The organism is Streptomyces sp. ISL-98, assembly GCF_018614055.1.
Classification (GTDB): Bacteria; Actinomycetota; Actinomycetes; order Streptomycetales; family Streptomycetaceae; genus Streptomyces; species Streptomyces spiramyceticus.
Map to the genome: position 1 here is coordinate 1 of NZ_JAGGPB010000082.1, position 12,721 is coordinate 12,721.

The 12,721-nt window shown below is 67.7% G+C and carries 15 protein-coding genes and 2 pseudogenes; 9 read left to right on the top strand and 8 right to left on the bottom strand.

Translation table 11 applies throughout. The features are described 5' to 3' along the window. From J7I98_RS37450 to J7I98_RS37470, 5 genes and pseudogenes are all read left to right on the top strand, one after another. Positions 1-748: NUDIX hydrolase (locus J7I98_RS37450; RefSeq protein ID WP_251021764.1), on the top strand; the 748-nt coding region annotated here is incomplete at its 5' end. A gap of 30 nt (positions 749-778) precedes the next feature. Beyond that, positions 779-955 (top strand): annotated as a pseudogene (locus J7I98_RS41870) (IS3 family transposase); the annotation flags it as partial. Between the two features lie 155 nt (positions 956-1,110). Further along, positions 1,111-1,233 (top strand): hypothetical protein, encoded by a 123-nt coding sequence (locus tag J7I98_RS42415; protein ID WP_285438138.1) that lies wholly within the window; start codon positions 1,111-1,113, stop codon positions 1,231-1,233. Positions 1,234-1,296: 63 nt separating this feature from the next. After that, positions 1,297-1,920, top strand: coding sequence for a TetR/AcrR family transcriptional regulator (locus tag J7I98_RS37465; protein WP_214929542.1), 624 nt, complete (start codon positions 1,297-1,299; stop codon positions 1,918-1,920). Positions 1,921-1,952: 32 nt separating this feature from the next. Continuing rightward, positions 1,953-2,780, top strand: a complete 828-nt coding sequence (locus tag J7I98_RS37470; RefSeq protein ID WP_214929543.1) for an alpha/beta fold hydrolase — start codon at positions 1,953-1,955, stop codon at positions 2,778-2,780. 128 nt (positions 2,781-2,908) lie between these two features. Here the strand turns inward: J7I98_RS37470 and J7I98_RS37475 are convergent, their stop codons facing one another. After that, the gene (locus tag J7I98_RS37475) at positions 2,909-3,130 is read right to left on the bottom strand and encodes a hypothetical protein (RefSeq protein WP_251021767.1); all 222 of its coding nucleotides are present in this window, start codon (positions 3,128-3,130) and stop codon (positions 2,909-2,911) included. A gap of 217 nt (positions 3,131-3,347) precedes the next feature. Between J7I98_RS37475 and J7I98_RS37480 the strand changes: the two genes are divergently transcribed. Continuing rightward, positions 3,348-4,469, top strand: coding sequence for a haloacid dehalogenase-like hydrolase (locus J7I98_RS37480; protein WP_251021768.1), 1,122 nt, complete (start codon positions 3,348-3,350; stop codon positions 4,467-4,469). Positions 4,470-4,773: 304 nt separating this feature from the next. Here J7I98_RS37480 and J7I98_RS37485 read toward each other — a convergent pair whose 3' ends face one another. Further along, a complete protein-coding gene (locus J7I98_RS37485; RefSeq protein WP_214929544.1) occupies positions 4,774-5,487 on the bottom strand; it encodes a hypothetical protein in 714 nt (237 codons plus the stop codon). 395 nt (positions 5,488-5,882) lie between these two features. Here J7I98_RS37485 and J7I98_RS37490 point away from each other — a divergent pair, with 395 nt between their 5' ends. Both J7I98_RS37490 and J7I98_RS37495 read left to right on the top strand, forming a co-directional pair. Further along, positions 5,883-6,455: a YceI family protein gene (locus J7I98_RS37490; RefSeq protein WP_308378072.1), complete on the top strand. Its 573-nt coding sequence runs from the start codon at positions 5,883-5,885 to the stop codon at positions 6,453-6,455. 54 nt (positions 6,456-6,509) lie between these two features. Continuing rightward, positions 6,510-6,791 carry a hypothetical protein gene (locus tag J7I98_RS37495; RefSeq protein WP_214929546.1) on the top strand — a complete coding sequence of 94 codons (282 nt, stop codon included), beginning with the start codon at positions 6,510-6,512 and terminating at the stop codon, positions 6,789-6,791. Between the two features lie 869 nt (positions 6,792-7,660). Here J7I98_RS37495 and J7I98_RS37500 read toward each other — a convergent pair. The 6 genes from J7I98_RS37500 to J7I98_RS37520 all read right to left on the bottom strand — a co-directional run bounded on the left by J7I98_RS37500 (position 7,661) and on the right by J7I98_RS37520 (position 11,800). Beyond that, on the bottom strand, positions 7,661-7,981 hold the full coding sequence (locus J7I98_RS37500; protein ID WP_214929547.1) for a hypothetical protein: 321 nt from the start codon (positions 7,979-7,981) through the stop codon (positions 7,661-7,663). A gap of 75 nt (positions 7,982-8,056) precedes the next feature. Further along, the gene (locus J7I98_RS37505) at positions 8,057-8,296 is read right to left on the bottom strand and encodes a hypothetical protein (protein ID WP_214929548.1); all 240 of its coding nucleotides are present in this window, start codon (positions 8,294-8,296) and stop codon (positions 8,057-8,059) included. Positions 8,297-8,362: 66 nt separating this feature from the next. Next, on the bottom strand, positions 8,363-9,226 hold the full coding sequence (locus J7I98_RS43185; protein WP_374225217.1) for a hypothetical protein: 864 nt from the start codon (positions 9,224-9,226) through the stop codon (positions 8,363-8,365). Further along, positions 9,109-9,774, bottom strand: a complete 666-nt coding sequence (locus J7I98_RS43190) for a transposase (RefSeq protein ID WP_374225216.1) — start codon at positions 9,772-9,774, stop codon at positions 9,109-9,111. The genes J7I98_RS43185 and J7I98_RS43190 overlap by 118 nt, the downstream gene beginning before the upstream one ends. 372 nt (positions 9,775-10,146) lie before the next feature. Beyond that, the gene (locus J7I98_RS37515; protein WP_214929549.1) at positions 10,147-10,548 is read right to left on the bottom strand and encodes an SMI1/KNR4 family protein; all 402 of its coding nucleotides are present in this window, start codon (positions 10,546-10,548) and stop codon (positions 10,147-10,149) included. 439 nt (positions 10,549-10,987) lie between these two features. After that, positions 10,988-11,800 (bottom strand): phytanoyl-CoA dioxygenase family protein, encoded by an 813-nt coding sequence (locus J7I98_RS37520; protein ID WP_214929550.1) that lies wholly within the window; start codon positions 11,798-11,800, stop codon positions 10,988-10,990. A gap of 481 nt (positions 11,801-12,281) precedes the next feature. Here J7I98_RS37520 and J7I98_RS37525 point away from each other — a divergent pair. Continuing rightward, a pseudogene (locus J7I98_RS37525) lies at positions 12,282-12,721 on the top strand (RNA-guided endonuclease TnpB family protein); the annotation flags it as partial.

Below are 12,721 nucleotides of genomic sequence, written 5' to 3' on the forward strand. Positions count from 1 at the left end.
GATCCGAGAAACAGTGCCTAACTCCCTCGGCCACGGTCCCACCCCGAATGTCAGCGCCCGCCCCGAGACCCTCCCTCTGGCCGGAGGAGGCGAACTCACCGTGCGCATGTGGGTGCTCAGCCCGGACTTGTGGGAGACCCTGCTCGTCGAGCAGGGTCTCCTCGTGGAGTCCATCGACGTCCTCAACTCGCCGGACAGCGACAACCACGTCTCGTACCGGCTCTTTCACGCCCGCCGACGAGCCCGCGTCTCCTCGCGCCCGCGCAGCATCCGACCACCCATCGCGCATGCCGCCCTGGGTGTCGGCGCAATCGTGCACGGTCCGCGGGGCGTGCTACTGGGGCGCCATCGCAGGGGAACGTGGGAACTGCCCGGCGGGACCGTGGAGCCGGGCGAAACGCTGGAGAAGGCCGTCGTGCGCGAACTCCGCGAAGAGACAGGACTCAAGGCTCGCGCCGAGGATGTAGTCCTGCTGGGTACGCTGCTCGACCACGTTGAAGGTGTCGTACGGATGACGGTGGCCGCGGTCGTCACCGCCTGGGAGGGCGAGTCGGCCGACCAGCCCGGTGAGAGCGTGGGCTCCTGGCGCTGGTTCCCACCGCAACAGCTACCCGAGGGCCTGTTTGTGTGCAGCGGGCAAGTGCTCACCGCCTGGCGTCCAGACCTGCCGATCGACCACTCTCCCGCCACATTCACTCCGTACGCCAGCCGGCGGTCACCCCTCACCACCGGCGAGACCAACTCATGACGACGGATCCCGACACCACTCAAGCGGATGCACACGGACCACGGAGCGCAGTACACGAGCCGGGCGTTCGCCGACGCCTGCCGCCGGGCGGGTGTGATCCAGTCCACGAGCGCCGTCGGCAGCTCGGCGGACAACGCGCTCGCGGAGAGCTGGAACGCGACCTGCAAGAGGGAGACCCTCCAGGGCCGCAGGGCCTGGAACGTCGCCGCCAGCCTTGACCACATCATCCCCACCGATGCCCTGGCTGCGGCCGTACGGCATGCCGTACTGCGCGCATGATGTGGATCAGGAGCTGTTCGTAGGTGTGTCCGGCTGCCTCCGCCATGCGGGCGAGATTTCCCTGCCGTGACAGGCCGGGCAAGGTGTTGACCTCCAGCCACGCCGAGACCCCGTCGGTGGTGATCTACGCGGCTGCGGCGTACGGCCCGCGCTGGGCAGGCCAGCTCGGCCTCGCAGCGGTCTGCGGCGCTACCTCCAACGCTTGACACATCCAGAGGAACGTCTAAATTTAGAGTACTCTCTAAAAATTCGGCGAGGGGTGTGCGCGTATGCGGACGGTCGAAGGGGGGCTGCGTGAGCAGCACAAGGCCCAGCGACGGATCCGGATCCTCGAGGCGACGCGTGAACTCCTGCGGGAGAGCCCGGAATCGGTGATCAGTACCGAGCGGATCGCCGAGCGAGCGCAGGTCGCCCCGGCCACCGTGTACAACCTGATCGGGTCGCGCGACAAGATCTGGGCGGCACTCGCCGCCGGGTTCATGGACGAACTCGAGCGCCGCCTGGCGGCGCTGGGAGCCGGTGACCCGCGGGACGTCGTCAGGTCGACCGTCGAACTGTTCGTGGGCGACCCGGTCGTGTCGCGTCGCATGGTGCGTGAGTGGCAGGCCAGCGGCCTCGTGTTCGACCGCAGTCCGCTCACCCAGCTCCGCCAGGCGATGGCGGATGCACGGACGCAGGGCCTCTTGCGCGCCGACATCGACACCGACGCGTTGGCCGCCGTTGTCGGCACCTCGTGCGTGGGTGCGCTGCATCAGTGGGTCGCCGCCCTGATCGATGACGACCGGTTCCTCGCGCGGGCTCTGTTCGCGCTGGACGTCGCGCTCGCCGCGGCGGCCACGGATCCCTACCGCGACCAGCTGCTGGCGCCGCTGCGAACCCGAGGCGCGGTATGACGGCCGGCGCACTGCCACGGCCCCGAAGCTTCGTGGGCCGCGGCGGCATCCTCCTCGCGGCGGATGTGTGGGGCGAGGCGTCCTCGCCCCCTCTTGTCCTGCTGCACGGCGGCGGCCAGACGCGACACGCCTGGGACCGGACCGGCCCTCGACTGGCCACACTGGGGTGGCGGGTCATCACCCCGGACCTGCGGGGGCATGGCACCAGCGAATGGTCAGCCGATGGTGATTACGACCTCGACCTGTTCGCCGAGGACGTCCGGGCGCTCGTCGCTGAACTCGGCGACCGGCCGGTGCTCATTGGTGCCTCGCTCGGTGGCCTGAGTTCGTTGCTCGCCGCCGGAGAAGCACCCAGGGCTGCGATTCGCGCTCTGGTGCTTGTCGACGTCGCCCATCGACCGGATCCCCGGGGGGTCCGCCGGATCGTCGAGTTCATGCGCCGCCGGCCGGACGGATTCGCCAGCGTCGGGGAAGCGGCCGCGGCGGTGTCCGCCCACCTGCCGCACCGCCCACGCCCGGACGACCCCGAGGGGATACGGAACAACCTGCGACGCCACGGCGATCGCTGGGTCTGGCACTGGGACCCCCGGCTACTGGACAGCTTCGAGGACCGGATGGACCCGCCCGGCATGGCGGAGCGTCTCCTCGACGCCGCGCGCCACACGGACGTGCCGATCCTGCTCGTCCGCGGAGGAATCAGCGACGTAGTGCGCGACGACATCGCCGAGCAGTTCTGTGACAGGGTTCCCCACGCGCGGCGCGTCGATGTGGCCGACGCGGGGCACATGGTGGCCGGCGATCGGAACGAGCACTTCATCGATGCGATCATCCCGTTCCTGGAAGGGATCGAGGGAACATGAGACTCAGCTGGGATCAGAGTGCAGGCGTGGCGCCTTCGCCAAGTCCTGTTGCCTGTTTCCGGCGTATTCCGTTCTGCCTTCCCCGTAGGCGCCCTTGACGGGGCGACACGGGCGCGCGCCACCGGTCGTCACCGGTGGGCCCATCTCGGGGTACGGGCCGACCAGGTGGGCCGAGTTGTCGTCCGGGAGCGCGTCGACCAGTCCAGCGAGAAGATCAGCGTCAGATACGGGGACGGCAGACTGCGGTGCAGGCCGGGCCGCTCACCCTCCGTGCGGTAGCCGACCGCGGACACCACCATGCCGTCGAGCCGCGGGGCGGCCCGCACGAACTCCCGGGAGACGGTCTCCATGCCTTCCAGTATGCGAGGGGCGGGGCGCCGAAGCAGGTCCTGGCGCCCGATGAGCATCCGCCGAGCACCCGAGGGGCATCCGATGCGACTACCCGCGCGCGGGCATCCCATGCCCGCTACGTCCGGTGATGTCGATCATGGGAATCCGCTGTCCGACCTCGTACGATGACCCGCCGCTCCGGACGGGGCGCAGACCGCTCTCAGGGGGCAGAACAACATGGCAGTAAAGGCAAAGGGCAAACTGGCCGTACTCGGCACGGCAGGCGCGCTCACCGCGGCGGTACTCGCGGGGACGGCCCTGTGGCCGAGCACGGACGCGACGGCCGCGGACGCCTCCGCGAAGACGGCGGCCGAGCTGCCGCACTGGCCCAAGCCGGTCGCGACGAAGCTGGGCAAGGTCATCGCGAAGAACGACCACAAGGGTGCGTATGCCGTCTTCGACGCGGACAACACGACGTACCGCAACGACCTGGAGGAATCCCTCCTCCCCTTCCTGGAGATGAAGGGGCTGCTGACCCGCAAGTCGATGGACCCGTCGCTGAAGATCATCCCCTTCAAGGACACGGCGAAGCACAAGGAGAGCCTCTACAGCTACTACAACCGGCTCTGTGAGGTCGACGACCAGGTCTGCTACCCGTGGGTCGCGCAGATCTTCTCCGGTTTCACGCTGAAGCAGCTCAAGGGGCACGTCGACGACCTCCTCGCCTACGACAATCCCATCCCCGCCGAGTACTACGAGGACGGGAAGCTGACGAAGACCGAGGTCGAGGCGCCCGAGTTCTTCACCGGCATGCAGGAGCTCTACAAGTCCCTGCGCGCGCACGGCATCGAGGTCTACGTCGTCAGCGCGGCCAGCGAGGACCTCGTACGGATGGTCCTGTCCGACCCCAAGTACGGCTACAACGTGAAGCCCGAGAACGTCATCGGCGTCTCCATGCAACTCAAGGACCGCGACACGGGCGAGGTCACCAGCTCCCGCAAGGAGATCGCGGAGGGCCGCTTCGACGAGAAGAAGCTCGCCGGGCATGAGTTGACGCCGAACCTGTGGGCGCCGCTGACCTGGTACCAGGGCAAGCCCGCGGCCATCAACACGTACATCGACGAGTGGAAGAAGCCCGTCCTCGTGGCGGGCGACACCCCGGTGAGCGACGGCCCGATGCTGTTCCACTCGGCGGACGTGGAGCACGGCGGGGCGCGGGTCTGGGTCAACCGCAAGGACAAGTACATGAAGCAACTGGACGGGATGAAGCGGAAGAACGCCGACCGGCAGCGGGAGCTGGGGCAGAAGGTGACCGCGGACAAGCGGTGGCTGACGGTGGTGCCGGACGAGATCCGCTAGTCGTTCCAGCTGGGGGTCACTCCCGCAGCGCGGCGAAGGCGTCGGCCGTCTCCGTGCGCTCGGCGCCGCTCTGCGACCAGGGGCTGCCGAACTTTGGCATCCGCCACTCGAAGGCGGGTTTCCATTCGTGAGTCTGGGTCAGGGCGTCCGGCGGAGTGAACGCATCCCTGTGCCAGTTCTCAGCGTGGCTGCGGCCGCGCCCAGTAGGAGTCGGGAAGACGGCCGCTAGGCGCCCGCCGGCGGGCGGGAGGGCGACCTGCGCGATGCGACGTCCTGAGGGGCCCGGTGGTTGCCGTGCTCAGGACTACGCCTGCTCCGGCTCGTCAGAACCGCCATCGTCTGTATGGTCGTTGTCGCCCTGCTCCGCTGCTTCCTGCTCAGGGCGTGAGCGTTTCTGGGCGGAGTCCAAGCGCTGCGACTGCGGAGTCGACAGCGATGCAATGTTCAGTTTCGGCGTGACGTCGTACTTGGGCAGAAGTGAAGTGATGTCGATTTTCGGGAGAATCGAACTGACGCCGAATCCGGGGATGAGCGAGGCGATGTCCAGCTTTGCCGTGATGTCATCCCTCGGGCGGAGTGCAGCGATGTCGAGCTTCGACGTGATCGAGGTGAAGTCGTACTTCGGAAGGAGTCCGGTCAGGTCGAGCCCCGGACGAACAAGGGGCTCCAGGCCTTCGCTGGTGCGCTGAACAAGATGAGTCACCTCGCGTACCGCCTTCGCCTTCAAACGCTTGAGGGCTGCCAGACAGCGCTCGTCGGCGGCATCCGGTACGTGGGGCTCTTCTGTGGTCAGGAGCGTGGGTGCGCCAACTTCACCGTCGGTCGAGAAGAGGATCTTCATCGTCCATGTGCACGCTACTCGCTGGAGGAGGTTGTCCTCGCCGGCGAACGTGGCCCCGTAGAGCAACCACTCCGCGTTGGCGGTGTACCAGACGTCTTCTGCGATCTGGTGGCCTGCCACTTCGGAGACCCTCAGTAGTTCGACGTCTGGCGCCAGAAGCCAGGTCTTCCACTGCACGGCTGTGTTCGTAACTCGCCGAGATCGGCCACAGTCTCCTGCCTCGCCGCCGGCCCCGTGACCGCCCCCGCAAGATCCGGTCATGTATCACCGGCTACGGCAGCAAGGCTCCCGGCGAACCCAGCAGCCGCCACCGTCCACCCGTCGTCGTCACCCTGCACCACCGGTGGGAACGACCGCTAAAGCAACGGCATTGGAACCGATGACCTGGGGGGGTGTGTCACCGGGCCCGAGAGGCGCCGTTGCAGACGCTGATGAGAGGTCGGACGGGCGGGCAGTGGCCGCGACCTGGGCATCCGGCCCTGCTGCGGCGCGGTGCCAACTGGACATACGAGGGACACGCCGACCGGACTGCTTCGCCAGCGACGGCCGTATCCGCCCGTACCCTCGGCACTGTGACGCTGGCAGACGGAACGTACCGGCTCGGGCCGTCGACCGGCCGCCTCTTGATCAGGACCAGCCGCGCCGGGCTGGGCCGCAGGGCAGGGCACGACCTCACGATCGAGGCCACCCGATGGTCCGGGGAGGCGGTGGTGGCCGTCGCCGACCCCGATGGGTCGTCGGTGAGTGTGACGGTCGAGACGGGCTCGTTGGAGGTCCGGGAGGGAACGGGCGGGCTGAAGGCGCTCACCGATGCCGACCGGGCCGAAATCAAACGGACTCTCGAGGGCAGTGCTCTGCTGCACACCGCAGAGCACCCCACGATCACCTTCCGTTCCACCCGTATCACGGGAACTCCGCAGTCCTTCGAGATCACCGGCGAGCTCACCATCAAGGCCCGGATCCACCCGGTGACGGTGCACGGGAAGAGCAACGACGACAGACTGTTGCACGGCTGGGCGACCGTCACTCAATCCACCTGGGGAATCAAGCCCTACACCGCGTTCCTGGGTGCGTTGCGGCTGGCCGACGAGATCAGGGTGGAGTTCGATGTGACCGGGCTCGAACCGGTGGACGGGGCTGGATGAGCACCGGATCGAGGCTGCGGGCGGGACGGCCGCGCGGCGGGCTACTGTGGAGGCATGAGCGACATCGTCGTCGTGTACGAGCTCGACAAGCCGATGGCCACGCGCTCTTCCCTGCGGACACCGGCTGGTGCGGAACGGCCCGTCCGTAGGGTGCACGCGGCGCCCTCCGCCCCAGGAGCACCCGCCACGACCGGACCGCGGACTCTCTGCGGCAAGGACACCTTCGCCATGGAGACGGCCGACTGGAAGCTCTCCGAGTACTCCGGGGCGCCCTGGTACCCCACGGAGTATGCATCCGTGATCTGCCCCGACTGCGATGCAGTGATTGAGACCTGACCGGCGTACCGCCTACCTGGCGCTGCTGCTCTGCCGGAAGGCACTCGGGTATCCTTCGCGGCGAGAAGGAGGACGACGCACAGTTGACTGCGATGCACATATACGCGAGAACAGGCAGAGGGGCCGCCGCGATCAGCAGGTCGTTCGCCTTGGGGCTGCCCACGGTCACCCGCAGGCCGCTGCCCGGGAAGGCTCGGACCAGCAGACCGCGCCGTTCCCACTCCTGAGCCACCGACTCCGAGGCATCGCCCGTCGGCAGCCACAGGAAGTTGGTCTCACTGGGCAGCACATCCCAGCCGAGTCCGAGGAGCGCCTCGCGGGTCCGCCCCCGCTCCGCGACGATCCGTTCCACCCGCTCGAAGAGTTCCGCCTCCACGCGCAGCCCGGCTAGCCCGTACGCCTTCGAAAAGGTGCGCAGCGCCAGCAGGTTGGGCCGCCGTGGTGCAGCCCGACACCGTCGGGGGGCGTCCGGCGAGCGGTAGAACTCGAAGTACGAAGGGACCCCCCAGCTCACGGGCAACCCAAGCCGGTTGCCCCCACCAGTCACCGGTCGGAACCGAACACATCGACTTGGCAGACTTCCCATGAGCTGGCCTGTCAAACAGCGAGTGCGTGGGGCCGGCGGGACCAGGCGGTCCGGGAACGGGTCCCGCCGTCTTGGCTGTGGTCAGCCTGCTGCCGAGCGTGATCTTTCGTGGAGGGCGCTGACCTCGGCGGAGGTTGTCTGGTTGAGCCGCTCCGCTCTGCCGAGCGGAGCGCGGTCTCCCAAGCGTGGAAGGCGTCAGGATGCTCGCCCGAGATGAAGTCGACGTGGTACTCGTCGCCCACAGCCTGAAGAAACGCGCGTTCGGGACCGGTTTGCGCTGCTGTCAGGCCCTGCCAGACCCTGGCTGCACCTCTCCGGGCGTCATGGCGCCGGCCGCCAGTTGGCCTGCCAGGTAATGGAGAAGGCAGCGTTCGGCGGTCTCCTCGTCGGGGATGGCAGTGCCGAGCTCGCCTACGGCTTGCCGGAACAGTCCTCTGATCTCGGCGGTGTCGTCGCGTCGGGAACGTCCCGCCAGGTCACGCAGTGCGGGAGAATCCAAGCCGACGGCCAGCAACTGAGCCGCCTCCATCGGCAGGTCCTCGGGCGAGACAAGACCGACGACGTACTGCCACGCGATTGCGAACACCCGATCCATGCTCGACATCCTGCCGAATCCCTGGTGCCCGCGACGAGCTATTTTAGTGCTGGCGGTGGACGCGGTCTCAGCTGAGCTGGAGTGTCAAGCGGCGAGTGCGTGGGCTCGGTGGGACCAAGCTGTCGCCTCGTCATACGGTGTGCCGGTTTTCAGGCAGCCGTACAGGATGCCAACGAGCCGGTTGGCGAGTTGGCGCAGGGCGGCGTTGAATTCGATGCCGCGGGCGCGTTGCTGCTCGTAGTAGGCCCTGGCGCCGGAGGAGACCCGCAGCGCGGAGAAGGCCTGGGCAATCAGGGCATCGATGAGCCGGTCGTTGCTCGTCACATCACGACAGGGCAAACGTTGTCTGATCCGGCACTAGCGGTGGTTTGTTAGACCGGGCAGTAGAGATCAAGAGGTCTGCCGGTGCCGACGGTGTTGATCAGTTCCTGGAGTGCTGCGGGCGGGGGCTTCGTCGACCATCCCCTCCAGTAGCGTTGCAGGATGGACCAGGGCGTCAGCCAGCCACGGACGGCCCGGAGTACCTGGGGCCAGCAGGTCGGTTGGGGCTGCTGGGACCCCGGTTCTCCCCCTCTCTGCCGGTCCTGACAGTGCGTCAGGCCCGGGTCGCGGGTCGGCTGGATCGGGCGGGGGCGGGGTGAACCAGGTGTTCCAGCAGAAGCTGAACGCGCAGTTCACGAGGGTCTGGTGGCGCCGGACGCCGGCGTCGGAGCGGACCTGGAAGTCGGCCCAGCCGAGTTCGTCCTTGACCTGTTTGTAGCTCTGCTCGACCCAGTGCCGCAGCCCGTAGATCCGCACGATCTCGGCCAGCGCGGCGGGCGGGTAGGGCGATTCGGCGACGCGCGGGGAGTCCGGGCGGGGCAGGTCGGTGGCCAGGTACCAGGTTGCCTTCGCCGGTAGGGTGGCCGGGTCCGCGGTGGCCACCACCAGGCGGACGTTCCCGTCCGAGCCCCACCAGCCCAGTCGGGCCTCGGCCGCCCACCAGGTGGCGGTGTGCCCCTCGCGGAACGTGCGCTCGATACGCGACCAGTCACCGGGATGTTGCGCATCCCGCCAGGCCAGGAGGCGGGCAGTGTCGACGGGAGTGTGGGCGTCGGGGCCATAGGCCCAGGTGCCGTGCCGGGGCTTGAGGGCCATCACGAACGGCAGGCCGGCGGCGTGCAGGGCGGCGCGGAAGCTGTCCTGGTCGCCGTAGGCGCAGTCGGTGGCCACCGCGCGGAAGACCAGCCCGGCCGACTTGGCCTCGGCGGCCAGATCAGCCGCGATCTGCAGTTTGGTGTGGAAACCCGGATCGTTCTTGCCCGGGGGAAGTGATGGGCCGGGGTATAGGGACAAGCATGCACCGGGTAGTAGACGCGCTCGACCGCCCAGCACGTGGTCACGGTGACCACACCACGGTCGATCTTCCCGACCGAGCCGAGATACTGCTTGCCCACATGCGCCGTGGCCGTGCCGTCCTTGCGGTCCCCAGAATCATCGATCACCAGCACCCCGCCCGGGTGCGGGGCAGTGGCCGGGTCAGCCAGCAGCAGTTCCAGGCGGCGGGCGTTGACCGCTTCCTGGACCCAGGTCGACTCGGACAGGAAGAACTGCAGCCGCTGCACCGCCGCATGCTGGGCACCGGCCACCGGTTCGGCGCCGGCCAGGCACGTCAGCGTCTTGTTGCGATCGCGGGGCAGCAGCAGCCCGGCCAGGTACTCACGAAACCCGCGCCGCTGGGCCAGAGTCCCGAAGAGATCGTCGAAATCGGCGGCGTACGCCAGCGGACCGGGCGCGGGCGGACACTGAAGCCGCATCATCATCTCAGTCTCCCCAGGCCGTAGTTGAAGCCTTCACCTCACGGCCTACTCCCGCACGGGCCCGCCGTCAACAAACCACCGGTAGCCATCCGCTGCGCAGGGCTGCCACCCGGCCCGAGGAGCCGATGGTGTGGGGCGGCGGACTTCGGCTGCTCCACTGCCGGGCCAGCTCCCAGAGTTCCGGCCGGCGCCCGTCGCCGCTTCAACTCGACAACAAACGCCCCGGACCCAGAAGGGTCAAACCCGCCACACGGACGCCGGGCCGTGCTGCCCGTTCTCGTGGACATCGACCAGGAACCAAACCGACCGCCTCCCGAGATGGTGAACAGTTGCTGTCGGAACTCGGATCAGGCACAAATTCCGTGAGGACGCCTGTCAGGAAGGCGAGGGCTCAGAGTCGTCCCATTTCCATCCGGTTTCGGAGAACTGCTCAAGCAGGGCAGAGAACGAAGTTGCCTGGTGGATGGCGGACGACCAGTCCTGAGCGGAGACGTCGAGCAAGACCAGAGGCGGGGGTTCCTGCCGAAAGTCGTAGGTGAGCATTTCGCGGCTTCCGTCCCCGCCGATGACGACGCTCCCGGGGAAGCGTTCCTGGAAGTCGCCAGCCTCATTGACTTCGATGAGCTCCGCAATGGCATTGATCATCAGGAAGTCGTCCGCAGGAGGAACGAACCGGGCCATGCTCCCTTCCGTGGCCAGGAAGTGGCGGTAGTCCTCGGGAAATCGGACTCCGAAGCGGCGCTCGGCCTGCGCCATCTGGTCGTCGTTCGAACTCATGAGGACGTTCTATCAAGGCCGGTCATGCCTGGTGGCGGTGGCTGCCTTGAGCTGCGGTGAGCAGGACCCGCTTCCGAAGGAGGGGAAGTTTCGCTCGTCCGAACATCTGGCGTTTGATCATTTTGATGTGGTTGACCCGGCCCTCCACCGGGCCGGAGTTCCAGCAGGTGGTCAAGCTGATGGGAACCTCCGGAATTGGGTCTGGCCGGAATTTCGTGACGGTCACGATCGCTGGCCGGGTGCTCTGTGGATCTCCCCGTCGTTCGGGTGACGGTGTGTCGGTCTCTTCGCGTGATCTTGTCCGGCATGTCGTCGTGAGGCTGGTGTGTTGTGGACAGCACTCGCCCGATGGGCGATAACGGCTGGCGCGGCGCTGCCGGACGTGCCGCTGCCCGGGCACTGGTTCTCCTGCCCAGTTCTAGGACCGGATAAAGCACGTCTACCCGGCGCTGCAGTCGGTGCCGTCCCCGTCCGGACCGGGGGTGTCCTGTCCCAGGCCCCGACGGATCGCGATCTCCACGGGTGAGTACGCGCCGTCGGCCCGCTCCAGTTCGTACGGTGCGGCCGGCATCAGCGGCGGCTGGGCCATGAAGCGCGGCCGCACCCCATGGTGCGGTTGCGCCGCGTGCACCAGGAACGGATGGCACAGGAAGACGTCGCCCGGGGACCCGGTGGCGAGGGCGAGTGGCCGGTGGTCGGACGCCGTCACCAGGTCGGGCGCAAGGGCCAGCCCGCTCGCCCCGTCCTCCCCGTACTTCTCCAGCACCTTCGGCACGTCGAGGTGTGAGCCGACCCGGATCCGGGTCGGGGCGTCCTCCTCACCGACCTCGCTGAACAGGAACAGCATCAGCAGCGCCCGGCCCCGGGAGCGCAGATTTGTGAAGTACCACCTCTCGCCCTCCGGCAGATAGCTCCCCTCGATGTGCCAGCCCGCGTCGTCCGGTTCCTCCTCGTGCGGGAAGCGCAGCGGAAACGTGCCCAGCGAGTAGCGCGGCTCCCAGCATCCCGCGCCGACGAGCAGATCGTACGCGCGCTGCAGGGACGGGGAGTTGGGTGCGGCGGCGAACGGTCCCTGCGCCATGCCCGCCACCCAGTGCACGGGCTGCGTCCACGTCGCTGGATCGTCCGGGTCGCAGCCCGCCTCTCGCCACAGCAGCCGCGCGCAGTCCGCGGCCACGCGCGGCGCGACGGCACCCTCCAGCTTCACGAAGCCGTCGCGGAGGAAGCGGGATACCAAGGTCGTGTCATCCATGCCCCCATCGTGCGGCGACACCGGTCCCGATCACCCCACATTCTCCGCACCGCCTTTGTCGGGTGTTCACCGAGCCCCTTCTTGCCCCTCTGAGACCGGAAGCAACCGCCCTGCGGTCACAGGGACCACATTGCCGACGACGGACGAACACTCCGCGTCCTCCTCTTCGCCGTCGCCGCCGAGAACGCCGACAACATCTGCAAACTCGGCCGCCTCGGCCACTACTGGACCGACGGCATCAACGACCTGCTTCGCACCTATCACGCAGACAGCGCCAACTGACCATTACCGAAGCCCCTCACCTGATTCCTCCGAGGATGCCCCGGCCTTCAGGCCGGGGAGGAATCGGACTCCTGCGGAGCAGGGCAGGGAAAGCCGGATCGCCGCCAGGGCGATCCGGCGTCCACCTGACGCGGTGGCGAGCAAGCCCACAACGATCAAGAGCTCTCAACTGTCAGTCTTCCCAGATAGGTTGATGTTCATGACGACAGAAGCGATGACGGAGGATGCCGGGCATGCCCGGTGGACCTTTAGGCTTCGCGTGTCGTCGACCACGCTCGCCGCGCTGATGGCGGAGTGGGACCGGTGCCGGTGGATCTGGAACGAGTCCTGCGCGAAGTCGAAGCAGACCCACCTGTGGAACAAGCACCGGTTTGAAGGCATCGAAAAGCGGACGTGCGGTCCGGCGCAGCTCGACAAGATGCTGACCGAAGCTCGCAGCAGTATGGGGTGGCTTCGAGAGGGCAGCAGCGTTCCGCAGCAGCAGTGCATCCGCGACTTCGGAAAGTCGAGGGCGAAGGCGCAGAAGGACGTCAAGGACCGGCTGCCCATGGCGCGGCGGGCCGGGATGCCGAAGTACAAGAGGAAGCGCGAAGCGCGGCCGTCGCTCAACTACACGAAGCGAGGTTTCCGCCTTCGGGA